The organism is Methylobacter sp. Wu8 (genome assembly GCF_036440755.1).
GTDB lineage: Bacteria > Pseudomonadota > Gammaproteobacteria > Methylococcales > Methylomonadaceae > Methylobacter_A > Methylobacter_A tundripaludum_A.
This window is the reverse complement of record NZ_JAZGVT010000075.1, coordinates 205,497-232,100: the sequence shown is the minus strand read 5'-3', so window position 1 is coordinate 232,100 and position 26,604 is coordinate 205,497. Positions and strand designations below refer to the sequence as shown.

Genomic DNA, 26,604 nt, shown 5'->3' with positions numbered 1-26,604 from the left:
CTTTATATAGATATATTTCATTAGAACTTACCATGACAGAATAATAATGTATTGCGTCATATACAGGATTCTAAAAATGTTACTTTTCACGCTGTGTAATTAACTATGACTAATCAGACTAAATCACAATTTATTGCAGTAGCTTCCATTACCTCGGAGTTGAGTGCGGTCATGGTGGTGGCTAAAGAAATATCATTAGCTGCGGCCAACGCCAAGGCTATTGCATTTAGGGCTGGAGATAAAGCAAAAGGATTTCAACCGATTACTGATTTCATTAATGAATTGGCTAAAGAAACAATTGAACTGGTTACCAATATCAATATCTATGCCTTAGTGTTATATCGCTTAACTGTCGATGAATACCAAAAAACGGTTGCGTATAATAAATTCGAGCTGGCGGCAAAAATGGCTGAAGATGCCCCCTATGCTAAATCGATGCAGGAGCCTGTAGATCATGCAAGGCTGTCAATGCAAGATTGCCAAAGGCAGTTTAAACGGGATGTCTCGCAACTGTTAGGCCAGCTCGAAGCCGTGATGCATCATGCACGCGCCGCTCGGGTTATTGCAGCAAATTCAAGAATTGAAGCATCACAAGCAGGTGAATATTTGCAGAGTTTGCAGGCGGTTGCTGAAAGTGTGGATAAAGCCGCACATACCATTCATGATAATGTGCAGCGTTGTAGGATCGCATTATCCATTTATCGCAATAGTTGAATAGCTTAACTTAAAAGGCATTGTTTTTTATGAAAACGACCAAGATATATGAAGGATCGCATCAATGGATTATGTTTGGAAGGGATGAAGGCAAGCCCAATAATGTAATCGATACCAACCAATATGTAGTACGCACGGCCAACCGCTGTCTGCTTTTAGATCCGGGTGGCGCTGAACTGTTTGCCCCGATGATGGCGGCTGTGTTACATCATGCACCTGTAGATCAAATAACGGATCTGTTCGCTTCGCATCAGGATCCTGATGTGATCTCGTCGCTGGGTTTATGGGATCAGGCGTTAACAAATGCCAAGCTCCATGCGCCGGCGATTTGGGAAGGTTTTTTGCGGCATTACAGCTGTGAATCAATAGAATACGTGGCTATTCCGGATAACGGCGGAACAATTAAATTGGAGTCTGTGGAATTACAGATTATCCCTGCTCATTATTTGCACTCATCCGGGAATTTTCACATTTATGATCCGCAAGCTAAGATTCTGATGTCTGGGGATGTGGGTGGCGCTATCGAGGGTCCTGATGCACCTGTTTTCGTTGAGAATTTTGCCGCGCATGTAGAGAAAATGCGGTATTGGCATCAGCGGTGGATGCCGTCAAATCAGGCCAAAAGAGTCTGGATTGAACGGGTAAGAAATCTGGATATTGATATTTTAGCTCCACAGCATGGACGGATGTTTAAAGGCGATGATGTTAAACGGTTTTTAGACTGGTTTGATGCTTTACAGGTAGGTATCGCTGTTTAATCGATCAGTTACTTTCAAAGAAGAGACGGATCAATTAGATTTTTTAACGTTTCCGCATTAGTGTTGTGGATAGCTAGTTTGAGATGAATTAGCTTTATCTAGTCAAACGCATGCTTTTTTAGACCTTCAAGGGCGCTATTAATCTAGCGCCCTTTTTGTTTCCAGCCACTAACACGGTATATCGAGGTAAACCGTTGAATCAAATGTCTCTCAATGGGATATAGTTGGTATGGTTTGCCCCTCTCATTCCCTGTGTTTTGGGTAAGGGCGCTGCAATATTGATCGCAATCAACGTGATTAGCTGTTTGGGCTGACAAGCTTAAGAGACGTTAAATGTAGTTTATGCACAGTTAATTCTGTTGCAATAAATGAGATGTCAAGTTTTAGGTGGATTTCATGCATCAAAAATTACGCAAATCCAATTTGTTGATATTTAATAAAAAAATTATTTTTGTATAAAAATACTACAATTCAACGAAGAGTTAGGTTTTATCGAATCTGGGCGGTGTTATTTATAGCTTATGCACAAAGTTATACACAGGAATTGTGGAAAACAGTACAGACGGTTGATTGGCAAATTTGAATGCTGAAGCCAGCGGAAAAATCCAAAAAAAAAGGGTGCCTAATAAACGATTAAGCTCCCGCTTACCACAAGTGGGGGTAAGTAAGAGCGCATATTGATATGCTATCAACGAGAAAGCAAAACGATAATGTGACATAGTGTCACATATAATAAATATGGTTATTTAGCTAACGAATTGAATAAATCCCGGTAAGCTGTCAATCAAGCAGATCATTCGTTTAAGGAGCTATGATGTCTGAGCAAGCAAATTATATCCGTTGGTTTAATGAATTAACGATTGAAGATGTATCTCTCGTAGGCGGCAAGAATGCCTCGTTAGGCGAAATGTACAGGGAATTGACGCCGCAAGGCATCCAAGTTCCAAACGGTTTTGCCGTGACCGCGGAGGCTTACCGCTATGTGTTGGACCAAACGCATAGCTGGGAGGCGCTGCATCAGGCATTGGATGATTTAAATCCTGACGATGTCGCCGATCTTGCCAAACGTGCACGTAAAGCAAGGGAAACAATCTACGCCGCACCTTTTCCTGAAGACCTTGAGCAGCAAATTATCGAGGCCTTTAATCAATTGAAAAAACAGTATGGCGATGATTTAAGCGTTGCGGTGCGCAGTTCCGCCACCGCCGAAGATTTGCCGACCGCCAGTTTTGCCGGACAACAGGATACTTACCTGAATATACGCGGGGATCAGGCGCTGTTGGATTCCTGCAAGCGCTGTTTTGCCAGCCTGTTCACCGACCGGGCCATCCACTACCGGGTCGATCAAGGATTCGATCATTTCAAACTGGCCTTATCGATAGGTATTATGAAAATGGTCCGCTCGGATCTGGACGCCAGTGGCGTGATGTTTTCGCTGGACACCGAATCGGGATTCAAAGATGTGGTGTTTATTACCGGAGCCTATGGCCTGGGTGAAAATGTCGTGCAAGGCGCGGTAGACCCCGACGAGTTTTATGTGCATAAACCCACTTTTGAACAAGGCCATCGAGCGGTATTAAGGCGGACCTTGGGTTCAAAGAAAATAAAGATGGTTTACAGCGATGGACGCACCCGCGAATCTACCCGCAATATCGTGACCTCTGCCGAAGAACGCAATCGCTTTTGTATCAACGATGCCGATGTCCTGACTCTTGCCGATTACGCCATTAAAATAGAAAAGCATTACAGCGCCAAAGCAGGTCAGGCCAAACCGATGGATATGGAGTGGGCGAAAGACGGTCTTGACGGTACGTTGTATATTGTACAGGCGCGTCCAGAAACCGTGGTTTCCCAATTACGCGGCATGGTTCTGGAACAATACAGCCTTAACCAGAAAGCAGAGCCGTTGATCACGGGGCATGCGGTGGGCAGCAAGATTGCCACGGGCAATGCGCGGATTATCGATAATGTCGAGCAGCTAAGCAGCTTTAAAGCCGGGGATGTGCTGGTTGCCGATATGACGACGCCGGATTGGGAACCGGTCATGAAAATAGCTTCGGCGATAGTCACCAATCGTGGCGGGCGTACTTGTCATGCAGCGATTATCTCGCGCGAATTGGGCGTCCCGGCCGTTGTCGGCTGCGATAACGCCACGACGATGATTAAAAATAACAGCCCGGTTACGGTGTCGTGTGCCGAAGGCGATGCGGGCAAAGTTTATTCCGGTATTCTCGGTTTCGACATTAAAACCACTGATCTGTCGGAGCTGCAACGCCCGAAAACCAAAATCATGCTCAATATCGGCAATCCCGAACTGGCCTTTAAAACCAGCTTCCTGCCGAATGACGGTGTGGGATTGGCTCGGATGGAGTTCATCATCACCGAATACATCAAGGCGCACCCTATGGCGCTGATACACCCGGAGCGAGTGCAGGATGCCGGTGAGCGGGAGCAGTTGGCCCGATTAACGCGCAATTATGCCGGCGCTGAAGATTACTTTGTCCAGAAGCTGTCGGAAGGCGTCGGAACCATTGCCGCCGCGTTTTATCCCAAACCTGTCGTCGTGCGCATGTCTGATTTTAAAACCAACGAATACGCTACCTTGCTCGGCGGGCGCTGGTTTGAATTCGATGAAGCCAATCCGATGATTGGTTTTCGAGGCGCATCGCGTTACATCCACCCCGCTTACGCAGAAGGTTTTGCGTTGGAATGTAAGGCCATGAAACGGGTGCGCGAGCAGATGGGTTTAAGCAATGTGATTTTGATGATCCCATTTTGCCGCCGCGTACAGGAAGCCGAACGAGTGCTCGATTACATGGCGCAGCTCGGTTTGAAACGCGGCGAACAGGGACTGGAAATTTACGTGATGTGTGAGATTCCCAATAACGTCATTCAAATCGATGCTTTTTCCAAGTGTTTTGACGGTTTTTCTATCGGTTCCAATGACTTGACCCAGCTTACCTTGGGTGTAGACCGCGACTCCGCAATCATCGCCGAAGATTTTGACGAGCGCGACCCCGGCGTTAAGGAAATGATCCGTCTTGCCGTTGACGGTTCGCGGCGCAACGGCCGGCATTGCGGTCTTTGCGGACAGGCACCGTCCGACTATCCCGAGATGGCGGAGTTTTTGGTGGAGGTCGGCATAGACTCTATGAGTCTGAATCCAGATACCGTGCTACAGACGACGCAACGGGTGTTGGAAACTGAACGGCGTTTGGGACGGTAGTGATTTTTTTTCTGGGTCGGCCACATACTGAATTTGTCTATGCGTTTAGTTTTGATGCGAACGTCCAAACGGATACTTTGGAGTTTTAAACGCCTCTCGCGGCTGGAGAATCGTTCTCAACCTAAAACATTGGATTTGGGCGCTGTTGATTCATACTGAAAGTCGTCGGCGTTGCTGTTATTTTTTGTCGGACAGCAGAACAACTCTGTTCCTGCCTTCATTTTTTGCCCGGTACATAGCTTGGTCGGCGGCTTCGATCATGTCGGCGTATCGACCATAGCGCGGGCTATACATGGCTACGCCGATGCTGACCGTCATTATTTGACCATGAAACCGCTGACTTAGAATCTTGCCGCGACGCTCAATTTCCGATCGGATGCGTTCGGCGTAACCTTTGGCCCCGGCCTCATTGGTATTTTTAAGTACGAATAAAAATTCTTCTCCTCCATAGCGGCCGATGAAATCTCCTGGGCGGATTGAATGGCGCAAAATATCGGCAACAATCTTTAATGCATCATCCCCAGCCTGATGTCCGCAGTTGTCATTAAGCAGCTTGAACTTGTCTATATCGATAAAGCCAACGGCGATATTTGCCAGAATGGACGCATCCTCTTGAAAAGTCTCGACCAGGAAATTGTTGACCATTCGTTTATTGAACAATTGCGTTAAGTGATCGAGTTGCGCGTGCTTTTTCTCCTGGCCATATTGTTTGGCATTAAACATCGCAATCCCCAATTCATAGGCAATGGGCATGATTTCCGGCAGTAATTGTTCATGCATCGGTTTTTCTGACAGTGAATTATCGGCGTAAAGCAAACCGACCAGATTGTTATGATGTAACACGGGTATAGCGATAAACTCAGTAGTCTTCAAGCGTTGAATGATGGAATTACCAGGCTCTGTTTTGGCATTGATGATGACGGCTTTTTTTGCGCGTAAACAATTTAACAACAAACCGGAAATGCCGCTAATGTCGACTTCAAAGGGTTGCAGTTCCGTCGGCAATATTGATTTCGGCCACCAGTATGATGCAATCAGACAGCGGCGCTTAGGATCGATCATGAACATCATGCTGCGATCAAAAGAAAACTCGTCCTGTAATGCTTCTAACGTTCGGGGTATAAAGTCCTTAGGGTTAAGGCTGTGATGGGGCGCTGTCAAACAGGATGATTTCCTGTTGGATGTGTCGGCGGTAAAAGCTTTAGCCTCGCTTATCTGGCTTAGATTAATGGTTGCTTTGACCAGTGTGGCCCGTAACGTGGTTAAACCGGGCAGATGGGTATCATAGAATTCTTGAGTGCTTTGCATGTCCTGATCTACCTGTTGCAGTAGCGTTTCAAGATTCAGCCGGTCAATGCCAAGGGTTTGGAGCAAAGCGCTCTGTAATGTCGGGTGGCTATCGTAGTTAGCCGAGCCAATGCCCTGTATCCAGGCTATATAGTTTGCAAAGGCAACGATGGCGATTTCCGTTTTAAATTCTGCGAACCGTGAGGTTTCAGTCGGCTGGTTATGGTGACAGGCAACGATTGCGGTGACGGATGCCGGCAATTGCCATTCCAGACAAAAAACATGGCCCATGTCGGTATGCGTTATTCCGAAAAAGCTGCGTTCTTGTTCTTGGGTCGAATGTTTGTTATTGCCAATCGAAGCAATAAAATCACTGTAAGTCACGCGGCCATGGTTTTCCAGAACCACTTTGCCAATATCGTGGATAAGTCCTCCCGTGTAAACCAGATCCGGGTCAGGGTACTTAAGTGCGACGGCTATTCTCCTGCTCAATAAGGCTACATACAGGCAATGTTGCCAGAAAAATAATAAATCGAATGATTTTGTTGAGTTTTGTTGTGTCAGCTTGCTGTGAAATTGCAGGGTTAGTGCGAGTTGGCGCACGGTAGAAAATCCCAGCATGCTGACTGCGCGGTTAATCGAGGTTATTTTAGTAGGAAGGGCGTATGCAACGGAATTAACCTGATTTAGAATTTTTGCGGCCAACACCGGTTCTGTTTCTATCAGCTGGGATAAGCTCTCGATCTTGGTGTTGTCGTCATTGCTTAGCCTTAATAGCTTAAGGGCGACAGGAGATACAATGTTAAGGTGTTTGATTTCATCCTTCAGAATTGATTGAGCCGCTTTTTTTATGAGTTTGATATCGTCCTTGTCTTTGTCGGTCATGACATCTTCCTTATAGGCTGCGGTTTTATTGGTATGATGTAAGCGAAATCTGATGAATATTCAGGAAGATGCTGAGAGCGGCCGGTCAAATTTGAATGTTGGTTTGATCATAACATCAAAAACCAATTGCGATAACTGCCAAGTACAAAATTTTCTGAATACATAGCGATAGTTTACAATACTGACGATTATGTGGCCCTTACCGCTGGGGCGTAAGTAGAACGGATATAAATAATCGTATGAGAAAATTAAAATGCGCTGTTATCGGTACGGGTTACCTGGGCAAGTTTCACGCACAAAAATATGCGTCGCTGCCTGACTGTGAGCTGGTTGCCGTGGTCGATATAAATGAGGCGGCAGCGAAGGAAGTCGCCGAACAGTACGGTGCGACAGCGTTGACAGACTATCAGTCTCTGTTAGGTAAAGTCGATGCAGTCAGCATCGTTGTCCCTACGACGCTGCACCACAAGGTATCCAGGGATTTTCTGAATGCGGGCGCTCATGTGCTGGTTGAAAAACCGATTACCGTGACGGTTGCAGAAGCCGACGAATTGATCGCCATTGCCAAGGAAAAGAATCTGATTTTGCAGGTGGGGCATCTGGAACGCTTTAATCCGGCGGTATTGGGCCTGGACAAAGAAGAAAAGCCGCTGTTTATTGAATCCCACCGGTTGTCGCCGTTTAATCCGCGCGCCAACGATGTCAGCGTCGTGCTGGATTTAATGATCCATGACATCGACATTATTTTGGCCTTGGTCGATTCCGAGGTGGAACGCATCGACGCCAGCGGCACCGCGGTATTAACGCAAGGCACCGATATTGCGAACGCCAGGCTGCTGTTTAAAAACGGTTGTGTGGCCAATGTGACGGCCAGCCGGATCAGCATGAAGATGGAGCGCAAAATGCGCATGTTCAGGCCGTCTTCCTACGTCTCGGTGGATTTCCAGAACCGTATTTTAACCAAACACCGCACCGGTAAAGGCGAAATGTTCCCCGGTATTCCTGAAATAGAAACCGAAGAGTCGGTTTTTGAAAGCGGCGACGCCCTGCTCGAAGAAATCAAGCATTTCGTTAACTGCATCCATACCGGCGACAATCCGCTGGTTTCCGGTGAGGCGGGAAAAAGAGCGCTGGAAACAGCGATAGCCATTACCCGGTTATTAGGCGATAAATAACCAATTATAAAATTCTGTAACATGTTTTGTTAACCACGAAGAACACGAAGAACACGAAGTTTTATATTTCATTTTTCGTGGACTCTGTGCTCTTCGTGATAAATATATAGAACATATCAACGAAAGATTTCAAAAATAGATAATAGGCAACGAAACATGATACCAATGGTAAATCTTAAGGCTCAATACGCCGAAATTAAAGACGAAATTGAGCGCGGGCTGGCTGAAACAATCGAAAATTGTTCGTTTATATTAGGCCCTAATGTTCAAGCCTTTGAAAAAGAAACAGCCGAGTATCTGGGTGTTAAACATGCGATAGCCGTGGCGTCGGGAACCGATGCGCTACATCTTGCATTGATTGCCGAAGGCATCGGTGCAGGCGATGAAGTAATCACCACCGCTTTTACGTTTATTGCTACCGCGGAAGCCATCAAATATGTCGGTGCGATTCCCGTTTTCGTCGATATAGATCCAAAGACTTTTAATATCTCACCGGAAGCGATAGAAAAAGCCATTACGCCAAAAACCAAAGCGGTTATGCCGGTGCATTTGTTCGGCCAACCGGCGGATATGACGGCGATTAAGCAACTATGCGACCAACATAACCTGAAACTGATTGAAGATTGCTGCCAGTCGTTCGGCGCAAGCATCAACGGCAAACAAACCGGCGCTATCGGTCATGCTGCCGGCTTCAGTTTTTTTCCGAGCAAGAATCTGGGTGCATTCGGCGATGGCGGGCTGGTCGTCACCAACTCCGACGAGACCGCGAAAAAACTTAAAATGCTGCACAATCATGGTTCGGATGTCCGTTATTACCATGATGTGATCGGCTATAACAGCCGTCTTGATGAAATGCAGGCGGTGATATTAAGGGCCAAATTAAAACGTATCGACCAATACAATCAAGGCCGCCGTCATGTCGGGCGTCTTTATTCGGAGTTGATGGCCGATTTGCCGCTGACTACGCCGTTTGAAAATAGTCTGGGTGAACACGTTTATCATCAATACACCTTGCTGTGCGACCGTCGCGACGAGGTGATGAAGGCTTTGCAGGATAAGCAAATCGCCTGTGCCGTGTATTATCCCGTGCCTTTGCACCGGCAGAATGTGTTTAAACAGGAATATGCCAACGTCAGCTTACCGGTGACGGAATTTGTTGCGGCCAACTGTATGTCATTGCCGATTTGCCCGTTCCTTGAGGATGACTCGATCAGGGAGATTGTGAGTGTTATTCGGGATGTTTTGACGGCAGCGTAATAACAGTTGTCAACGAAAGACGCATAAAAACACGAAAACTAGGGTTGCAAAACAGTCAATCGCCATTCGGGTGCTGATTCCCAAAATGTTATTTATTTTTACCATGAAGATCGTGAAGGACTTGAAGATATATGTATTTGCTTCAGATGTTATATTGAAACGAATTCATAAAAACTAAGCTTTGCTTTGAGCAGGACACATAACCAATCGTCTTATACGAAAAATCGATTGGTCTCTTTCTTCATTATCTTCATGTCCTTCATGGTAATTAAGAATAAGTCATAAATTCTAATTCGTGCTTTTTGTGTCTGTCGTGGACGAAATGATTTTTCATATGAGCCTTGAACCTTGAATCCTTTAAAAATCCTATTCAGCGCCGGAGAGTCATCCGGCGACCAGCATGCCGCCAATATGTTCCTCGAACTGAAAAAACGGCAGCCGGACATTAAAGGTATCGGCATGGGCGGCGCAAAAATGGCTCAGGCGGGCATCGATATTCGCTATGACTCAGCCAATATCGCCGTCATTGGCGTGGTTGAAGTCATCAAACACTATGCCGAAATCCGCCGCGCGTTAAAATTGATGCAACAACTGGTTGCAAGCGAACGCCCCGACTTGCTGGTTTGCGTGGATTACAAGGAATTCAACTTCAAACTGGCGCGTTACGCCAAACAGCAGGGCATTAAAGTCTTATTTTACGTAAGTCCCCAGATATGGGCGTGGCGTCCGGGGCGGGTCGTGGCTTACGGCAAAGTTATCGATATGATGGCGGTGATCTTCCCGTTCGAGACGGCTTATTACGACGCCGAAAAAGTGCCGGTGCGCTACGTGGGACATCCCTCGGTAGATAAAGTCCATGCCCGTTACAGCAAAGATGAAGATTTAACCCGTTTCGGATTGGACAAAAACAAGCCGATAGTCGGTTTGTTGCCCGGCAGCCGCGCCAACGAAATCAAGCGCATGTTGCCGGTCATGCTGGCGGCTGCCGAAAAAGTGCAGTCCGGTTTACCCGGATGCCAGTTTATCTTGCCGCAAGCCGATTCAATCAGCGATGCGTTGCTTGAAAGCTATATCCGCCAGTCTCCGCTTAAAATCACGGTAATAAAAAATCAGCCTTATGACGTCATTCAATGCTGCGACGCGGTGATGACGACCTCAGGAACCGCGACGTTGGAAATTGCGTTGTTGACCGTTCCGATGGTCATTGCCTATAAGCTGTCTTCGGTCACCTACTGGTTGGGCCGATGGCTGGTGAATACGCCTTTTATAGGCCTGCCGAATATCGTGTCGGGCGGAAGCATCATCAAAGAACTGATCCAGCACGATGCAACAGCCGAAAACCTGTCGGTTGAAGTATTGCGAATCCTGACCGATAAAGCCTATGCCGATCAAATGCGCGAAAACCTGAATCAGGTTAAACGGCAGTTAGGGCAGGGCGGCGGTTCGAAAAACATGGCGCTGTTGGCCTTGGAGATGCTTTCGGTATCGGATTAGCGAGGGAGTGCAAGGCTTTGCCTGCAACACTGCGATGTGCTGCCCGCAGGCGAGGCAAAGCTTGGAATCCAAAATATGACAAAGTGCGAGCAAGCAAAATATAGAACAAAACGAGGGGGTAACTATGGAAATTTGGACTGCATTGAAATTGCTGGGCTATATGTTTTGGCCGTTTTTACTGATTTTTTTATACTACCTGTTTGATAGGAAAGGCTTTAAGAAGCAATTGGAGAAGTTCAAGCAAGACGGTTTTAAATAAAGCGCTAAACGACGCATTGAACGGTTTTATCTCTGATGCGTTGCCGTTATCTAATATCGGGGTACTGAGCTGTCGCAATCGCAAGACCAGGCATCGATTCCGCCGGTCAAATTTGCAATATTCTTAAATCCTGAATGGGAAAGATACATGCAGGCCTGTTGGCTGCGCACGCCATGATGGCAAATCACCACAATTTCCTGTTGTGGGTTCAACTCCCCCAGTCTTTGCGGAATTTGATTAAGCGGAATTAAAACGCTGTTTTTTATCCTGGCGTATTCAAACTCATTGGGTTCCCTGACATCCAGCAAAAACAGATGCGGTTCATTTTCGATTCGGGTTTTTAATTCTGATGCTGATACTTGTCTTATGGACATAGTCATCCCTTGTTAATAAATTTTTCTAAACGTTGCATGGCAACGGACATTCTATCGATAGACGTCGTATAAGCAAACCGGATATGGTGGTTTGCTTCATTGAGGCCGAAATCTTTCCCCGGCGTTACGGCAACGCCTTCAGCTTCCAGCAGATCCAGCGCGAACTGATAGCTGTCATCGGTAAATTTGGCGCAATTGGCGTAAATATAAAATGCGCCATCGGGTTTGATCGGGATTTCAAAGCCCAGGCGCAACAAGGCGTCATACAGAAAATCACGCCGCATTTCAAATTCGGCGCGTCTATGCTCCAACTCGGCCTGCGTGTGCTCGTCAAACGCCGCTAATGCGGCATATTGCGAATGGGTTGCGGTGGCGATAAATATATTCTGCGCCAGTTTTTCGGTCGCATCGACAAATTCCTCCGGTACGATCAACCAACCGACGCGCCAGCCGGTCATGCCGAAATACTTGGAGAAACTGTTGATCACAAACACATTGTCACTAAATTCCAGCGCCGATGAAGCATTTTCATCATAAACCAGGCCATGATAAATCTCATCGGAATAAAAGCAGCCGCCTAACTCGTTCACGGTGTGTACGGCCTGTTTCAATTGATCTGGAGCAATCAGCGTGCCGGTCGGGTTTGACGGCGATGCAATCAACGCACCTTTGGTGGCTTTGGTCCAATGCTGTTTGATCTGTGCCGCGGTCAGTTGATAACGGCTAGCCGCATCGACCGGAATGGTTCTGGCTTGGCCGCCGAACAACTTAATAAAATTGCTGTTACAGGGGTAACAGGGGTCGGCCATCAACAGTTCTTCTGCCGGATTAAGGCTTGTTCCCAGCGCCAACAGAAACGCCCCTGAGGCGCCTGGCGTTACGAAAATGCGTTCCTTGTCTACAGCGGCTGAATAACGCTGCCGATAAAACTCGGCTATTTTTTCACGCAGCTCGGACAATCCTGCCGCCGGCGTATATTTCACCTCGCCGGTTTTAAGTTGCCTGACGCCCGCTTCAACAATGGCCTGCGGCGTAGCAAAATCAGGTTCGCCGATTTCCATGTGAATGACATCCTTACCCTGTGCCTCCAATTGTTTTGCGCGCCGCAACAGCGCCATCACATAAAAGGGGGTGATCTCCTGAGTCCGCTTCGCCAGCCGTAAGTTCATTATAATTGACACTAATCACAAAAGAGGTGGATCATACCAATAAACCTTGCTATCCGGTTGCTATTCTGCTAAAAATGCGCGGTTTTATTTAATCTTGTCTTAGGAGTTAATGGATGACCGATAGTTCTAAAACTGGCGCATCACCTTTCAGTTTTAAGCCTTACCAAGAAACAGGGGGCGAAGAATATATGAATAGCGCTCAATTGAAACATTTTGAGACTATTCTTAAAAACTGGAAAGCTGAGTTAATGCACGAAGTAGACCGTACCGTGCATCACATGCAGGACGATGCTTCTAATTTTCCTGACCCTAATGACCGTGCGTCCCAGGAATCGGAATTCAGTCTGGAATTAAGGACCCGTGATCGCGAGCGTAGGCTGATCAAGAAAATTGACGAAGCCCTTAAAGAAATTGAATCGGGAGATTACGGTTATTGTGAGTCTTGCGGCATTGAAATCGGCATACGCCGTCTGGAAGCCAGACCTACCGCCACGTTGTGCATCGATTGCAAAACACTCGATGAAATCCGCGAAAAACAAATGGGTTAAGTCTGGATAAACAACCCATCATCGGCCGGTTTGCGCCTTCGCCTACCGGCCCTTTACACCTCGGTTCTCTTTACACGGCTCTTGCCGGTTTTCTTCAAGCCCGCTCACAACAAGGCCAGTGGCTTTTGCGCATTGATGATCTCGATACCCCCAGAAATGTACAAGGTTCCGCCGATGCGATTTTGGAAACTCTGGAAATCTTTGGTTTGCATTGGGACGGTACGGTTTATTACCAAAGCCGGTATATCGATATTTATAACGACATTATCAGCGACTTACAAAAAAACAAGCTGATCTATCCTTGTACATGCAGCAGAAAAGAACTGACAACCGGCGGTAGAGAGCAGGCGCGGCCCGATATTTACCCCGGCATTTGCCGAGACCGGCAAGCCCCGCCCGATGTCCCTCACGCATTGCGTATTAAGGCTGACAGCCGCATCATTACGTTTCAGGATGAGCTGCAAGGCCTGATTTCCCATAACCTTGCCGAGCAGGACGGCGATTTCATCGTAAAGCGCAAAGACCGGATTATCGCCTATCAATTCGCCGTAGTGATTGACGATGACCTGCAACGCGTTAACCATATCGTCCGCGGTTTCGATTTGCTGGATGCAACACCCAAACAGATCTACTTGCAGCAATTACTGGGGCTTTCCACGCCAGGCTATATGCATGTCCCGGTTATTGTCGACGAGCAAGGCTATAAGCTCAGCAAGCAGACGCAGGCAACGGCAGTCGACTTAACTGCTCCTCATCGCGTTATCTTTAAGTTGTTGGGCTTATTAAAGCAAAATCCGCCGGTTGAATTGCAACAAGCTCCGCTAAGCGACCAGCTTGGCTGGGCAATTGCGCATTGGAATCCTGATTTATTGAAACATGTTCATGCCGTTACTTCGGTTCCGCACAGGGCAGTTTAGCGGGAGAACAATATCTAAATTTAGGTTATGTGTGGATAGGACAGTAGAAGCCAATCGAGCGGCTTTTTTATAGGATTGAGGTGCCGCAATACTAAACAAATAAATAAGCAGAATACATCATAACCCGATTGCGGCCTTCCTGTTTGGCCCGGTACATTGCCTGGTCGGCGGCGGCTACCAGCGCGGTGAATTCCAATCCGGCATGAGTTGAATCAGCCACACCGATACTGATGGTGCTGCGCAAAATCTCGCCGCCGAATTCCATCACCATTCCTGCATAAGTTTGGCGCAGGCGGTCAGCCAATATCCAGGCATCTTTTTCGATGGTGGACGGCAGCAGAATACAGAATTCCTCGCCTCCGTAGCGGGCGAAGTAGTCGTCGCTGCGGATCGTTTTTTGCGCCACCGCAGCCAGACGTCTCAATACCTCGTCGCCCGTCTGGTGGCCGTAGCGGTCATTGATGGACTTAAAATGATCGACATCGATCATCATGATAGCCAGCGAATCGCCGGTACGGGTACAACGCGCCGACAGACGAACAGCTTCCTGTTCCAGGCTGCGCCGATTCAGCGCTCCGGTCAGCGCATCGCTTGCCGCCAGTTTTTGCAGGTCCGCGGAAAGCCGGTAATTCAGCATCAGCACGAATCCGAAAGCCAAGCACATTTGCGCCATGCTGCCGATAAAAAACGATATCGGATTGATCGGAGTTTGCAAATAAAGGCCGTAGCTATTCGGGGGGGAGAAAAAAACTATTATCGCTCTGATCAAAAACAATGTTGAAAGTATCGCGAATGTCGCGCCGGTAAACCAATACGCGGTACGCAACGGTTGTTCTATGCGGATCAGCAAGGCATGGGCGCAGGCTGCGTTGCACAAACCGAAAATCAAAGAATTGGCGACGGCGCGGGCTTGAATGTCGGGATGGAGAACAACGAACCAGATGCCCAGGATAAGCGCCAGTCCGGCCAGCAACCACGGAAGGTATCCATTGCATCGTCCCGTCTTGAATGTCTGGATGCCGTTGAATTGCAAGCCTACTCCCGCCATCGGCAATGTGGCGCCAAGCACCAGAGCCCAAGCGTCGCCGGGCGGTTCCATCTGGCTATAGGAAAAGCTTAGCCCCAACCCGATGCATAGGCTCCCCATTGCCCAGTGCTGTACTCCGCGGACGTTGCCGGCATGTAATCCCGCCAGGGTCAGCAGGCCGGAAAACATCAGGGCGAGTGCCGACATCATCACCATCATTGTGCGGATGTCGAGATTCATTGAGTTATCCGATAGACGGTGGAAATCCTAAATTGAGTATGCACAATATTCCTGATTACGCCCGTATTACAGGGCTTATGTTTCTGTGAAAGTTGTCGGCCCATTGATGCCCGGCGATGTGGGACGACATACCCAAATGACAGTAGGTTTGCCGTGTACATGACAGTTTCATTATATAGCAGGCGATTCATAATGACATGACAGAATAATGACAATGTGTAGGTATTAAAGCACATCTCGCATATTGCTGAGAATTAAACGGCTATAGCATACAATGATGTTTGGGCATCGGGTTGGCGCTTACTTTTTACTTTTTTGAGTCACGGGCATGAATGATTATTTAGGAAGTACACCGATACGTCGGCTGATTCCCGGTATTTTACTGGCCGGCCTGTTATGGCTGGGCTTTATGGTGCTGCGCGAGTTTTTGCTGACTCTGATCTGGGCGTTGATTATCGCCTATGTGGCATGGCCGCCATATCGCTATCTAAGACATAAGTTCAAAGATAATGCCGCGCTCAGTGCGGCGGTAATGACGGCGATTATTGCGACAGTAATCTTACTGGCCGTTTATTGGCTGGTCGCCATGTTGCAGAATGAACTAACAATTGCTTATCAAACCCTGATCGACGGCTTTAACCAGGATGCTTACCGCCTGCCGGATTTTATCAGACGCATTCCGGGACTGGGTGGCACGGCGCAGGAATGGTTGGACCGGGTGGCTGGCGACAGGGCGGCAGTGCTGGCGCAATTTGCCGCATGGGCGCAGCAGTGGTCGGGCGAATTCGCCAAATTCCTCGGCGGTATCGGCCGTTACGTTATAAAGTTAGGCGTCATCCTGGTTACGGTGTTTTTTTGCTTCCGTGACGGCGACGAGGTTGTTAAGCAGCTGCAACAAGGCCTGGTGCGGTTTTTGGGGGCATATCAGCACGTCTATCTGCAAGCCGCCGGACAGACGACCCGAGCCGTGGTTTACGGCTTGGTGCTTGCCGCGCTGGGGCAGGGTGCGCTGGCCGGATTGGGTTATTATGTCGCCGGAGTCCAGGCGCCGGTATTGTTTGGCGCGATGACCGCGCTGTTGGCTATGGTTCCGATGGGGGCGACACTGGTATGGATGCCGCTAAGCGTCATGCTGATATTGACAGAGCAGCATTGGCAGGGAATAGGATTGTTTCTCTGGGGATTCCTGGTGGTCAGTACGGTGGATAATGTGATCCGGCCGTTGGTCATTAGCGGCGCGGGCCGGATACCTTTTCTGGTGGTGTTGTTCGGCGTTCTTGGTGGGCTCACGACCTTCGGCGCAGTTGGGCTCTTTTTGGGGCCGGTGATTTTAGCCGTCCTGCTGGCCGTGTGGCACGCCTGGTTGAAGCAACAACAGACTGAAGAGCGGAAACAGGACGCGCCAGCTTCCCCGGATAGGGATGTTCGGCCCAACTGGCATACCCTGTCGGTTGAAAAAGCGCTCTCAACACAGGCTTCGGACGCCGCGGCCGGTTTGAGTTCAGGCGTAGCGACGGACCGGCAAAAGCGTTACGGGTTCAACCGGCTGGCCGAAAAACCGCCGCGCTCCGCCTGGTATGTATTGCTGGCCCAGTTTAAAAGCTTTCTTATTGTGGTACTGATAGCGGCGGCTGTCTTGGCCGCCGCTATCGGTGACTTAACGGACGGCATAGTGATTCTGGCCGTTGTGGTCATTAACGCATTGTTGGGGTTTTATCAGGAGTTCCAGGCCGAAAAATCGCTGGCGGCGCTTAAGAATATGCTCGCGTTGCGTGCCGAGGTGCGCCGTGACGGACGCACCGTTGAATTGCCGGCCGACCAGCTGGTGCCGGGCGATATAGTCATTCTGGAACCCGGCGACAAGATCCCGGCAGACGGCCGTATTATTTCCTGCCAAACGCTGGAAGTCGACGAGTCTTCATTGACCGGCGAGTCGGTGCCCGTTGCCAAATACGAGCAGGGGCTCGAACAGGCAACGATGCCGCTGGCCGAGCGCGGCAACATGCTTTATATGAACAATACCGTCACCCGCGGCCGAGCCAAAATGTTGGTGACCGCAATCGGGATGGATACCGAGATCGGTAAATTGGCGGGCCTGTTGTCGGAAGAAAAAGACGGCGAGACTCCGTTGCAAATACAGCTCGACAGCCTGGGCAAGCGGCTGGCCTTGATTGCGCTGGGGATCATCGGGCTCCTGATTGCGGCCGCCTTGTGGCGCGGAGAAGCCTTGGTGCGGATAGCATTCGACGCGATTGCATTGGCCGTGGCGGCGATTCCCGAAGGCTTACCCGCAGTAGTCACCGTCACCCTGGCTTTGGGGATGCATCGCATGGCCCGCCAACGCGCTATCGTCAAGCGTCTGGCCGCCGTGGAAACCTTGGGCTGCACCACGGTGATCTGCACCGACAAAACCGGAACCTTGACCGTCAACCAGATGACTGCACGGTCAATTTTCTATAAAGGCCGAAGCTATAAGGTCAGCGGCGAAGGCTATGAAACGGCCGGCCGGATTTTACCGGTTGGCGGCGGCAATGCAGTCGACGATTTGGCGGATTTACTGCTGCCGCTAGCGTTATGCAACAACAGCCGTTTGCAGGGCAAGCAGGTGGTGGGCGATCCGATGGAAAGCGCATTATTGGTGCTTGCGGCCAAAGGCGGTATCGACAAGAAACAGGCTCACTTGCAACTGCCGCGTATCGCCGAACTCCCTTTTGATGCCGAACATAAATTCATGGCGACCTTCCATCAAGACGGCGACCGGGTCAAAGTATTTATTAAGGGCGCGCCGGAAGTCTTGCTCAAACTGTGTAACTCGGTTGTTGATAGCAGTGGGAACCCGTTGCCGGTTGAGCCCGAAACGTTGCTGGCCCAAAATCAAATCATGGCGGGCACCGGTTTGCGGGTGCTGGGCGTCGCTGTTCGCACATTACCGGCGGGCGAGTTTAACCAGGATAATGACCTGTTCCAATATGTTCAGGAGCTTAGCTTTATCGCTCTGGTCGGTTTAATGGACCCGCCAAGGGCCGAAGCCCGCGAGGCCATCAAGCTATGCCAACAGGCCGGTATCGCGGTCAAAATGATTACCGGCGACCAGAAAGTGACGGCTTTTGCGATTGCGCAGGAACTGGGCTTGGCCGGTGAGGTGATCGAAGGCGAAGAACTGGCTCAGATGGACGACGGCGCTCTGGCGGCGCGTATCAATGCGATCGCCGTGTTTGCCCGCACCGCGCCGGAGCAAAAAGTACGGATCATCAAAGCCCTGAAAGCCGACGGTCATGTTGTGGCGATGACCGGGGACGGCGTCAACGACGCGCCCGCGTTAAAGAGCGCCGATATAGGCATCGCGATGGGCGTCACCGGCACCGACGTTGCCAGGGAAGCCGCGTCGATGATACTGACCGATGACAATTTCGCCACCATCGTCAAGGCGGTCAAAGAAGGGCGGGGCATTTACGACAACATGATCAAATTCGTCCGCTTCCAGCTGTCTACCAATATCGGCGCGATACTGACCGTCGTCGGCGCGCCGCTGCTGGGCATGCCGGTGCCGTTTACCGCCGTGCAATTGCTGTGGATCAACATCATCATGGACGGTCCTCCGGCCATGTCGCTGGGCGTCGATCCGGTTCGCGCCGGCAGCATGGACGAAGCGCCGCGCGACCCCGACGCGCGGATACTGTCATTACGGCGTTTCGGTAATCTGCTCGGTTATGGGCTGACCATGGCTGCCGGTACCTTAGGGATTTTGTATTACGGCCTGCAAACCGGTGAAAGTCTGCATGCCGCGACTTTGGCGTTCACCACCTTCGTGCTGTTCCAGGTGTTCAACGTGTTTAACGCCCGGTCGGAAAAAGGCACGAGCTTCAATCGGCATTTTTGCGCCAACAGATGGCTCTGGCTGGCACTATTTACGGTGATGCTGCTGCAAATACTGGTCATACACTGGCCGCCCGCGCAGCTGATATTCCATACCACGGCATTGACGCAGACGGATTGGCTGATGGCGACCGGTGTTGCCGCGTCAATACTGGTGCTTGAAGAACTGCGCAAAATGTTGCGCGCTGGGAGCGTTATGCGCGGACTGCAAATCCGTTTCTAAGGATCGTGCATGAAATAACTTGAGCAAATTTTATTTTTAAACCATGAAGCGCATGAAGGACATGAAGGATTTAAGTCGTCATGTCCTTCATGCGCTTCATGGTGATTGCTTAAATTAATTTATGCATGTTCCTAAGTTTTTTGCGGGTCTTGGCAAGGCTTATCTTTTTGCCCATGCAGTGTAAGCAATGGACTACATTATTTTCCTTAAAAAACAGTATGATGCTTGATGTTTGTTTGCTATAACATTCCGGCTGCCGGGTCGGTCTTTGTAAGCGTTATATTGACCGCCGGGACCATCAACCACTGACACTAAGGAACTCACTATGAATCCATATCGCACACTTCTGTTGAATCTCGGCAGTACCGCTTTGCTGTTGGCCTCGGCAACCGCATTCGCGGATCAGAACGCATTGCCGTCCGGCGGCTCGCCCACTAGCGTGTCGATCACCAATAGTTCAAACGCGCCGGTATACGCCAATATCGTGCTTGGACAACCGCCGGCCACATTGCCGCCGAATTGCAGCAACCTCGGCACGCAAATCCAAAGCCTTACCGACAGCAATCTGGTGTTCACTTCCAGCGTTGCCGGCAAGACTGTCAGCTTTACCCTGGTGCCCGGCGTCAACGACAAAGGCTCGTACCAAATGGCTGCCGGCGAGACGATTACCTATACGCCGCAGACCATCAGTTGCGGCAGCGCAAGTTGCAGTCCAGCCGTGACGTTCAACTATTTCTTTACCCCGACCGACGTGGGCTTCAAAGACAACAACGGTTGCAGCAACAGCACTTTCCCGAACGCCACTAACTTGGCCGAGGCTTCGATCAACTTCGGCGTCAACGGTTCTGTCGGCGCCGGTTGCGCCAATGCCGACGACACCGACATCAGCGCCGTCAATGGCGTCAACTCAATTCTGCAAGTCTCCACCCAGGATGCCGGGGGCAATCCGCAAACCGGCTGGCCCGCGTCCACCAGTCTTGCGAAGAACGCAGTGCTCGGCAAGAATGCCAATCTCCCCGGTGTGTTCGGATGGGCCGCCACCAACTGTAGCGGCAATCTGGCCAACTCCGGCTACCCCAATCCGACCAAGGCCTGCGCCGCACCCAAAATGGCGCCGCGCGCATCGAAAAAACATACTTGTACCACGCCAAACGGCACTCAGTACAAGGCGATCATTGGACCCAAGAAAACCTACTACTGCGATGAACGCAGCGACGCCGGCACCTGCAACAACCAACGTCAAGCCTACGTTACCGGCGGCAATGTGCAAATCCTTTATATCGGGCCGGCTTATTGAGTTAGTCCAGTCGGGTATGCTGTTTATGCCCGACATTCCCATGTTCCGAACATGGCGGCGGGCGTTCGCTTTTGCCCGCCGTCCCACGAAGCAATCAATCAGACAGTCCTACCGTCATAGCGGCGATCAATGCTCCAGATCCTGTTGCAGGGCCTGCTTCAATTCGTCTTTGGCATTTGTGTAGACATCAAACTGTCCGGGTGTCAGAACGCTGCGCAAGGTATCATCTTTCTGTTCCAAAATGGCTTTGATGTCGCGCATTTTAAGGAAACTGATGCCTGATCCTTTCAACACGGGTTCTATTTTTTCCGCATATTCCCGGTTGATTTCCTGTATCTTGGTAACCTCATCCTGAGAGAGGTTCAGCTTTGTTTTCATGAAGCGAGTTTGTGAGGCCGCTCTTTCTGTCGGCGTGGAGTTGAGCAGGTATGCCATATCTTCGGCATTTGCAATGGGAATGAACAGCGAAAGAAATAACGCAATTGCCAGTTTTGATGTGCGCATCATGTCTCCGCGTAGTTGATATTTATGGAAAAATGTTGATGTATCATTAGGAATATCCAAGACAATCGAGTTTGGCTTCTAATCAGCTTGTGACGATGAGCTTAAAAATTATTTTTACTGCGCCGTATAAAACCGTTTCCTGAAGAAAAACGCCACATTCACCAATGCAATCATCGCCGGCACCTCGATCAACGGCCCGATCACAGCCGCGAACGCCGCGCCGCTGTTGATGCCGAACACAGCCACGGCGACCGCAATCGCCAGTTCAAAATTGTTGCTGGCGGCGGTAAACGCCAGCGTGGCGCTTTTGCCGTAATCCGCGCCGATGGCTTTGCCCATCAGAAAGCTGACCAAAAACATCACCACAAAGTAAATCAGCAGCGGGATGGCGATTCTCAAAACATCCAGCGGTAATTGCACGATCAAATCGCCTTTCAAGGAAAACATCACGACTATCGTAAACAACAGGGCGATCAGGGTCAGAGGACTGATTTTCGGCACGAAACGCTGGTGATACCAATCCTTGCCTTTGGCCTTGATCAACACGAAACGGGTGGTGAAGCCGGCAATAAACGGAATGCCCAGATAGATGAACACGCTTTCGGCAATCTCAGCGATCGTGATGCTGACCATGCTACCCTGCACGCCGAATAACGGCGGCAATACGGTGATGAACAGCCAGGCATAAACACTGTAAAACAGCACCTGGAACACGCTGTTAAACGCCACCAAGCCTGCCGCATATTCGTTGTCGCCGCGCGCCAGTTCGTTCCAGACGATCACCATCGCGATGCAACGGGCCAGGCCGATCAGGATCAGGCCGGTCATATAATCCGGGTAATCGCGCAAAAACACGATAGCCAGTGCGAACATCAATACCGGGCCGATAACCCAGTTTTGCAGCAGCGACAGCGACAATATCCGCCAATTGCGAAACACATCGCCCAGTTCTTCGTAATGCACTTTGGCCAGCGGCGGATACATCATCAGGATCAAGCCGACGGCAATCGGGATATTGGTGGCGCCGACCGACACGGCGTTATTGACCTCGACGACCTCGGCCGGAAACAGAAAACCGATGCCGACGCCGATCGCCATCGCGATAAAAATCCATAGCGTCAGGTAGCGGTCAAGAAAAGATAAGCGGGCATTGGGGCAGTTGGGTGGGTTCATCAGGGTCTCCGAATAATGTGGCTTGCGCTTTGCTTTTGCAAGGGGTTGTTTGGTGTCATGCCGGTTTGCAACAGGCCGGGGCCGGTTCAAGTTGTACGACCTGATCTTCGCCAAACATCGGAATGGCATCCAATGAGTGGAAAGCTTCCCAGGCGATGCCTTGCGGATCAATCGTCCAGTATTTATCGGATTGCGCATAACAGCAGGCGGCTTGCATTTGGGCGGCGACAGGCAAGACCGCTGCGGTTAAGCTTTGCTCCACGCTATCCAGTTCAGCGCTCGATTCTACCTGTATGCCCAAATGATCCAGTCCCGGTTTGCGTCCCCGGCTGGAAATGGCGAAGTTGATGCGCGGATCGTCCAGCATCCATTTGGCGTAATCGGTTTCTAAAATGCCGGGCTCAGTTTGGAATAACGCCGTGTAGAAACGGATGTTCTCTTCAAGATCATTAACGGCGATGTGTATATGGAATCGTTTCATAGCGAATGCTCCGGGAAATTAAATTTGTAGGCTGCCGATTTTAGACGCCTGTTTCATGCACAAGACCGATGTCGTCGATGTGACGTTTCATGGTTATCGCGTCCAATTTGTCGATCGGCAGGCTGCAAAATAGCGATATACGCCGCTTGAGCAATAAATAAGTAATAAAGAAGGCTTTTTGTTGTTGCTCGACAGATCTAAAGAATCTTACAGGGTCCTCGACACCCCATTGGGCCGGCATTGGCTGACCGGGCCAATCCGGGCAAGGTTCGCCGGCGGTCTTGTCGCAGACCGTGAAAACGAAATCAAAGTGGGGCGCACCGTCGGAGATGAATTCATCCCAATGTTTACTGCGCAGGCCGACTGTATCGTAATTAAGGCTTTGCAGCAGATGGATGGATAACGGATTGACTTCACCGATGGGGTGACTGCCGGCGCTAAACGCCCGAAAATATCCGTTGCCCATCTGATTGAGGATAGCTTCAGCCATGATGCTGCGAGCCGAATTCCATGTACAGATAAACAGAACGTTGTAGCTTTTTTGAGTCATGTCAGCGTTCAGGATCGATTCGATTGTTACTGATCAATTCAAGCAAGCGTGCAACACCTACAGGTTCTTCTCTAAGCAGCGGCACGACGGCGTAGCGCGGGGCATATTTGTCGGCTACGTCCTCGATTTCCCGCAATTCATTGGCGGCGCGTTGGCGCAGCAGCGGCGAATGCACGGTCGTAGCCGCAACGCTGCTGTTGACCACCCAGGCCCAAGGCTCGATTCCTGCCCGGCGCAAGTCGGCTTGCAGGTTGGCGGCTTCCAGCACCGGCGTGGTTTCCGCCAAGGTGACAATCAGCACCTTGGTTTGCTTAGCGTCCTGCAATTTCATCATCGGCGTGCTGTAATGCAGACCGGAGTCGCCGATCTGGCGCGACACTTCGCGATGATACGCGCCGGTGGCGTCCAGCAGCAGTAAGGTATGGCCGGTCGGTGCGGTGTCCATCACCACGAACTTATGGCCGGCCTCGCGAATGATGCGGGAGAAAGCCTGGAAGACGGCGATTTCCTCGGTGCAGGGCGAACGCAAGTCTTCTTCCAGCAACGCTCGGCCGTGGTCGTCGAGCCGTTTGCCCTTGGTCTCCAGTACGTGTCGGCGGTAATGTTCGGTTTCGACGTGCGGGTCGATCCGGCTGACGGTTAGATTATCCAATGCGCCGTTCAGGGTTTCGCTCAAATGCGCGGCCGGATCGGAGGTGGTCAGATGCACCGGCAGTCCCCGACGCGCCAATTCAACGGCCAGCGCGGCGGCCAGCGTCGTTTTGCCGACTCCGCCTTTGCCCATCAGCATGATCAGGCCGTGGCCGTCGACCGCTATGTCATCGACCAGCGCTGAAAGACTGGGTTGGTTAATCTCGATCGGAGAATCGACAATGATTTGCCCTTGGACCGGCGCGTCAGACAGCAGTTGGCGAAGGGCGTCCACGCCCATCAGGTTAAACGGCTTCAACATGACTTTGTCGCAAGGCAAGGCCTGCAAGACTTCGGGGATGGCTTGCAGTGCGGATTGTTCGCGCTGGTAAATAGCCGCGGCCAACGGGTCGTTGGCGGTTTCGATATGAGGCAGGATGCCGTTGATGACCAGATACTGGCGCTGAAAGCCGATCGACGCCAGTTCTTCATGCGTGCGTGCGACTTCGCGCAAGGTGGCTTGCTGGGCGCGGGCCACCAGAATCAGCCGGGTGCATGTCTCATCCGCCAGCGTATCCACGGCGGACTTGTACTGTGCGCGCTGTTTTTCAAGTCCGGCCAGCGGGCCAAGGCAAGAGGCGTCGCCTTTGCCTTCTTCCAGAAAGCCGCTCCAGGCGCCGGGCAGTTGCAGGAGCCGGATGGTATGGCCTGTCGGTGCGGTGTCGAAAACGATATGATCGTAAGCGGCGGTTAGCGTTGAATCGGTCAATAACGCGGTAAACTCGTCGAACGCGGCTATCTCGGTAGTGCAAGCGCCGGACAGCTGTTCTTCAATGCCTTTAACGACCGAGTCCGGCAATATCTCCCGCACCGGGCCGACGATACGGTCACGGTAGGCTTGCGCGGCCGCTTGCGGATCGATTTCCAATGCCGCCAGCCCCGGCACCGACGCAATGGCGGCGATCCGGTTGCCGATACTGACGCCGAATACCTGGCCGACATTGGACGCCGGATCGGTGCTGACCAGCAGTACCTGTCGCCCGGCATCCGCCAGTTGTATGGCCGTGGCGCAGGCGATTGACGTCTTTCCGACGCCGCCCTTGCCGGTAAAAAACAAAAAGCGGGGCGGTTGCTCGAGAAATTTGCAATCGCTCATCGGCGTATCTCCAATAATGAGTTAACAGCAGCTACTGCCGCTGCTGCAACAACCGGACTGGCTTTTTTCTTCCACGGTGATGGCGGCCCAGCGGGCCAGTTCGGTACGGTTGGGATAGCGGCCGGCTAACGCGACTTCGCCATCGACCAGAATCAACGGTAAGGCCTCGGCGCCCGAACGCTCCAAAAATCCTTTGACTACGGAATTTTCGGCAAAGGCCATAGGTTGCTGCGCCAGATTGTAGCGCTCGATATTTGCGCCATTTTGCCTGGCCCAGTCCACATCGGCGGAAAAGCCGACTAACTGTTGATCGACGTCCACGCCGCAGACGCCGGTGCTGCAACATAATGCAGGGTCAAATACTTGAATTGTCGCCATGACAAACTCCTTAAAATTAGGGTAGCAGGGTGCCGATACGGTCCAGCTCGGCTTTCAGGCGCTCGCGGTCTTGCTGCAATTCATCCAGCGGTAAGGCCAGAAATTGCTCGATGCGATGACGCAGGATGCGGTAAGCGGTCATGAACGAAGCGTTGATTTCGTCTTCGCTGCCGGTAACGTGGGCCGGGTCTTCGACGCCCCAATGGCTGCGCAGCACCGGGCCCAGATAGGTCGGGCAGGTCTCGTTGGCGGCATTGCCGCAGACGCTGATCACGATGTCGGGTGTTACCGGCAGGTCGTTCCAGGATTTGCTGTAATAGCCTTCGGTCGAGATGCCTTCCCGGTTTAGCAGTGCCAGCGAGCGAGGATGCACCTGGCCGGTGGGTTTGCTGCCGGCGCTCATTGCCCGCCAGCCTTCAGGCGCCAGGTGGTTGAAAGTGGCCTCGCCGAGGATGGAACGGCAGGAGTTGCCGGTACAAAGAAATAGGACGTTCATAGTGATGGTTTATTGAGTGAGTCAAAGAAATTAGTCGGTGTCGCAGCAGGTTGACGCCGAACCGGCATCGAAACAATGCTCGGGATGACCGGTGCAGCATTCGGCGGTCAGATAATCGATCAGCGTCTGCATCACGGTTAAATTGGCCCGGTAACGCTGGTAGCGTCCTTCCTGGGTGACGTTGATCAAGCCGGCATGGGTCATCGCTTTCAGGTGAAACGACAGGTTGGTTGACGGCAGGGCCAATAACGAGGCGATTTCTCCGGCAACCAGACCGTCGGGCGCATGTTTAACCAGCAGCCGGAAGACATCCAGTCGGATGCCGGAGGCCAGCGATTCAAAAAGTGTAGTAGCAAGTTGTTTATCCATAGATTAACTATACAACAATGTTTGAAATATTAAAATAATAGTATTTTGGCAGGGCTGTAAGCGATCTGATTGGTTTACAAAAGAAGGGGGCAGAGCGGAGCAATGCTCCAGAGTGATCAAGCTTGAAGCCGGTTTACAGGA

Annotated in this window: 23 protein-coding genes; 11 read left to right on the top strand and 12 right to left on the bottom strand. The window is 50.8% G+C overall.

Annotation, left to right across the window (positions count from 1 at the left end; translation table 11 throughout):
- The first annotated feature begins 105 nt into the window (after positions 1 to 105).
- From V3O24_RS17885 to ppsA, 3 genes are all read left to right on the top strand, one after another.
- The gene (locus V3O24_RS17885) at positions 106 to 714 is read left to right on the top strand and encodes a chemotaxis protein (RefSeq protein ID WP_104422499.1); all 609 of its coding nucleotides are present in this window, start codon (positions 106 to 108) and stop codon (positions 712 to 714) included.
- Positions 715 to 743: 29 nt separating this feature from the next.
- A complete protein-coding gene (locus tag V3O24_RS17880) occupies positions 744 to 1,472 on the top strand; it encodes an MBL fold metallo-hydrolase (RefSeq protein ID WP_104422500.1) in 729 nt (242 codons plus the stop codon).
- 814 nt (positions 1,473 to 2,286) lie between these two features.
- A complete protein-coding gene (gene ppsA / locus V3O24_RS17875) occupies positions 2,287 to 4,698 on the top strand; it encodes a phosphoenolpyruvate synthase (protein ID WP_104422501.1) in 2,412 nt (803 codons plus the stop codon).
- Between the two features lie 177 nt (positions 4,699 to 4,875).
- On the opposite strand, the gene V3O24_RS17870 is transcribed toward ppsA, so the two are convergent.
- Entirely contained in the window at positions 4,876 to 6,870 is a 1,995-nt protein-coding gene (locus tag V3O24_RS17870; RefSeq protein WP_331308243.1) for an HDOD domain-containing protein, read from the bottom strand.
- Between the two features lie 239 nt (positions 6,871 to 7,109).
- On the opposite strand from V3O24_RS17870, the gene V3O24_RS17865 reads away from it, so the two are divergent.
- From V3O24_RS17865 to V3O24_RS17850, 4 genes are all read left to right on the top strand, one after another.
- Positions 7,110 to 8,045, top strand: coding sequence for a Gfo/Idh/MocA family oxidoreductase (locus tag V3O24_RS17865; protein ID WP_104422503.1), 936 nt, complete (start codon positions 7,110 to 7,112; stop codon positions 8,043 to 8,045).
- Positions 8,046 to 8,201: 156 nt separating this feature from the next.
- Positions 8,202 to 9,302, top strand: coding sequence for a DegT/DnrJ/EryC1/StrS family aminotransferase (locus V3O24_RS17860; protein ID WP_331308242.1), 1,101 nt, complete (start codon positions 8,202 to 8,204; stop codon positions 9,300 to 9,302).
- 348 nt (positions 9,303 to 9,650) lie between these two features.
- The gene (gene lpxB / locus V3O24_RS17855) at positions 9,651 to 10,796 is read left to right on the top strand and encodes a lipid-A-disaccharide synthase (RefSeq protein ID WP_331308241.1); all 1,146 of its coding nucleotides are present in this window, start codon (positions 9,651 to 9,653) and stop codon (positions 10,794 to 10,796) included.
- A gap of 124 nt (positions 10,797 to 10,920) precedes the next feature.
- Positions 10,921 to 11,055, top strand: coding sequence for a hypothetical protein (locus V3O24_RS17850; RefSeq protein WP_258076545.1), 135 nt, complete (start codon positions 10,921 to 10,923; stop codon positions 11,053 to 11,055).
- A 50-nt stretch (positions 11,056 to 11,105) separates the two neighbouring features.
- Here the strand turns inward: V3O24_RS17850 and V3O24_RS17845 are convergent, their stop codons facing one another.
- Positions 11,106 to 11,429 carry a rhodanese-like domain-containing protein gene (locus tag V3O24_RS17845; RefSeq protein ID WP_104422506.1) on the bottom strand — a complete coding sequence of 108 codons (324 nt, stop codon included), beginning with the start codon at positions 11,427 to 11,429 and terminating at the stop codon, positions 11,106 to 11,108.
- 2 nt (positions 11,430 to 11,431) lie between these two features.
- Positions 11,432 to 12,598, bottom strand: coding sequence for a pyridoxal phosphate-dependent aminotransferase (locus V3O24_RS17840; RefSeq protein ID WP_331308240.1), 1,167 nt, complete (start codon positions 12,596 to 12,598; stop codon positions 11,432 to 11,434).
- 113 nt (positions 12,599 to 12,711) lie between these two features.
- Here V3O24_RS17840 and dksA point away from each other — a divergent pair, with 113 nt between their 5' ends.
- Together dksA and gluQRS are read left to right on the top strand one after the other, a co-directional pair.
- Positions 12,712 to 13,146, top strand: a complete 435-nt coding sequence (dksA, locus tag V3O24_RS17835; RefSeq protein WP_104422508.1) for an RNA polymerase-binding protein DksA — start codon at positions 12,712 to 12,714, stop codon at positions 13,144 to 13,146.
- A 2-nt stretch (positions 13,147 to 13,148) separates the two neighbouring features.
- A complete protein-coding gene (gluQRS, locus tag V3O24_RS17830; protein ID WP_331308252.1) occupies positions 13,149 to 14,063 on the top strand; it encodes a tRNA glutamyl-Q(34) synthetase GluQRS in 915 nt (304 codons plus the stop codon).
- Positions 14,064 to 14,154: 91 nt separating this feature from the next.
- Here gluQRS and V3O24_RS17825 read toward each other — a convergent pair whose 3' ends face one another.
- The gene (locus tag V3O24_RS17825; RefSeq protein WP_104422510.1) at positions 14,155 to 15,330 is read right to left on the bottom strand and encodes a GGDEF domain-containing protein; all 1,176 of its coding nucleotides are present in this window, start codon (positions 15,328 to 15,330) and stop codon (positions 14,155 to 14,157) included.
- 328 nt (positions 15,331 to 15,658) lie between these two features.
- Between V3O24_RS17825 and V3O24_RS17820 the strand changes: the two genes are divergently transcribed.
- Both V3O24_RS17820 and V3O24_RS17815 read left to right on the top strand, forming a co-directional pair.
- Positions 15,659 to 19,429 carry a calcium-translocating P-type ATPase, PMCA-type gene (locus V3O24_RS17820; RefSeq protein WP_331308239.1) on the top strand — a complete coding sequence of 1,257 codons (3,771 nt, stop codon included), beginning with the start codon at positions 15,659 to 15,661 and terminating at the stop codon, positions 19,427 to 19,429.
- Positions 19,430 to 19,754: 325 nt separating this feature from the next.
- On the top strand, positions 19,755 to 20,726 hold the full coding sequence (locus V3O24_RS17815; RefSeq protein WP_331308238.1) for a hypothetical protein: 972 nt from the start codon (positions 19,755 to 19,757) through the stop codon (positions 20,724 to 20,726).
- Between the two features lie 126 nt (positions 20,727 to 20,852).
- Here V3O24_RS17815 and V3O24_RS17810 read toward each other — a convergent pair whose 3' ends face one another.
- From V3O24_RS17810 to V3O24_RS17775, 8 genes are all read right to left on the bottom strand, one after another.
- Entirely contained in the window at positions 20,853 to 21,233 is a 381-nt protein-coding gene (locus V3O24_RS17810; protein WP_331308237.1) for a hypothetical protein, read from the bottom strand.
- A 111-nt stretch (positions 21,234 to 21,344) separates the two neighbouring features.
- Entirely contained in the window at positions 21,345 to 22,403 is a 1,059-nt protein-coding gene (gene arsB / locus V3O24_RS17805) for an ACR3 family arsenite efflux transporter (RefSeq protein ID WP_331308236.1), read from the bottom strand.
- A gap of 55 nt (positions 22,404 to 22,458) precedes the next feature.
- On the bottom strand, positions 22,459 to 22,884 hold the full coding sequence (locus V3O24_RS17800; protein ID WP_331308235.1) for an ArsI/CadI family heavy metal resistance metalloenzyme: 426 nt from the start codon (positions 22,882 to 22,884) through the stop codon (positions 22,459 to 22,461).
- Between the two features lie 40 nt (positions 22,885 to 22,924).
- A complete protein-coding gene (locus V3O24_RS17795; protein WP_104422516.1) occupies positions 22,925 to 23,434 on the bottom strand; it encodes an arsenate reductase ArsC in 510 nt (169 codons plus the stop codon).
- Position 23,435: 1 nt separating this feature from the next.
- A complete protein-coding gene (gene arsA, locus V3O24_RS17790) occupies positions 23,436 to 25,220 on the bottom strand; it encodes an arsenical pump-driving ATPase (RefSeq protein ID WP_331308234.1) in 1,785 nt (594 codons plus the stop codon).
- A gap of 21 nt (positions 25,221 to 25,241) precedes the next feature.
- Positions 25,242 to 25,598 carry an arsenite efflux transporter metallochaperone ArsD gene (gene arsD / locus V3O24_RS17785; protein WP_331308233.1) on the bottom strand — a complete coding sequence of 119 codons (357 nt, stop codon included), beginning with the start codon at positions 25,596 to 25,598 and terminating at the stop codon, positions 25,242 to 25,244.
- Positions 25,599 to 25,614: 16 nt separating this feature from the next.
- A complete protein-coding gene (locus V3O24_RS17780) occupies positions 25,615 to 26,094 on the bottom strand; it encodes an arsenate reductase ArsC (RefSeq protein WP_104422519.1) in 480 nt (159 codons plus the stop codon).
- 30 nt (positions 26,095 to 26,124) lie between these two features.
- The gene (locus V3O24_RS17775; protein ID WP_104422520.1) at positions 26,125 to 26,463 is read right to left on the bottom strand and encodes a helix-turn-helix domain-containing protein; all 339 of its coding nucleotides are present in this window, start codon (positions 26,461 to 26,463) and stop codon (positions 26,125 to 26,127) included.
- Positions 26,464 to 26,604 lie beyond the last annotated feature (141 nt).

Bases quoted from the DNA above. Each gene is read 5' to 3' on its own strand.
- V3O24_RS17885 (WP_104422499.1), top strand. From the start codon at position 106: ATGACTAATCAGACTAAATCACAATTTATTGCAGTAGCTTCCATTACC.
- V3O24_RS17880 (WP_104422500.1), top strand. From the start codon at position 744: ATGAAAACGACCAAGATATATGAAGGATCGCATCAATGGATTATGTTT.
- ppsA (WP_104422501.1), top strand. From the start codon at position 2,287: ATGTCTGAGCAAGCAAATTATATCCGTTGGTTTAATGAATTAACGATT.
- V3O24_RS17870 (WP_331308243.1), bottom strand. From the start codon at position 6,870: ATGACCGACAAAGACAAGGACGATATCAAACTCATAAAAAAAGCGGCT.
- V3O24_RS17865 (WP_104422503.1), top strand. From the start codon at position 7,110: ATGAGAAAATTAAAATGCGCTGTTATCGGTACGGGTTACCTGGGCAAG.
- V3O24_RS17860 (WP_331308242.1), top strand. From the start codon at position 8,202: ATGATACCAATGGTAAATCTTAAGGCTCAATACGCCGAAATTAAAGAC.
- V3O24_RS17850 (WP_258076545.1), top strand. From the start codon at position 10,921: ATGGAAATTTGGACTGCATTGAAATTGCTGGGCTATATGTTTTGGCCG.
- V3O24_RS17845 (WP_104422506.1), bottom strand. From the start codon at position 11,429: ATGTCCATAAGACAAGTATCAGCATCAGAATTAAAAACCCGAATCGAA.
- V3O24_RS17840 (WP_331308240.1), bottom strand. From the start codon at position 12,598: ATGAACTTACGGCTGGCGAAGCGGACTCAGGAGATCACCCCCTTTTAT.
- dksA (WP_104422508.1), top strand. From the start codon at position 12,712: ATGACCGATAGTTCTAAAACTGGCGCATCACCTTTCAGTTTTAAGCCT.
- V3O24_RS17825 (WP_104422510.1), bottom strand. From the start codon at position 15,330: ATGAATCTCGACATCCGCACAATGATGGTGATGATGTCGGCACTCGCC.
- V3O24_RS17820 (WP_331308239.1), top strand. From the start codon at position 15,659: ATGAATGATTATTTAGGAAGTACACCGATACGTCGGCTGATTCCCGGT.
- V3O24_RS17815 (WP_331308238.1), top strand. From the start codon at position 19,755: ATGAATCCATATCGCACACTTCTGTTGAATCTCGGCAGTACCGCTTTG.
- V3O24_RS17810 (WP_331308237.1), bottom strand. From the start codon at position 21,233: ATGATGCGCACATCAAAACTGGCAATTGCGTTATTTCTTTCGCTGTTC.
- arsB (WP_331308236.1), bottom strand. From the start codon at position 22,403: ATGAACCCACCCAACTGCCCCAATGCCCGCTTATCTTTTCTTGACCGC.
- V3O24_RS17800 (WP_331308235.1), bottom strand. From the start codon at position 22,884: ATGAAACGATTCCATATACACATCGCCGTTAATGATCTTGAAGAGAAC.
- V3O24_RS17795 (WP_104422516.1), bottom strand. From the start codon at position 23,434: ATGACTCAAAAAAGCTACAACGTTCTGTTTATCTGTACATGGAATTCG.
- arsA (WP_331308234.1), bottom strand. From the start codon at position 25,220: ATGAGCGATTGCAAATTTCTCGAGCAACCGCCCCGCTTTTTGTTTTTT.
- arsD (WP_331308233.1), bottom strand. From the start codon at position 25,598: ATGGCGACAATTCAAGTATTTGACCCTGCATTATGTTGCAGCACCGGC.
- V3O24_RS17780 (WP_104422519.1), bottom strand. From the start codon at position 26,094: ATGAACGTCCTATTTCTTTGTACCGGCAACTCCTGCCGTTCCATCCTC.
- V3O24_RS17775 (WP_104422520.1), bottom strand. From the start codon at position 26,463: ATGGATAAACAACTTGCTACTACACTTTTTGAATCGCTGGCCTCCGGC.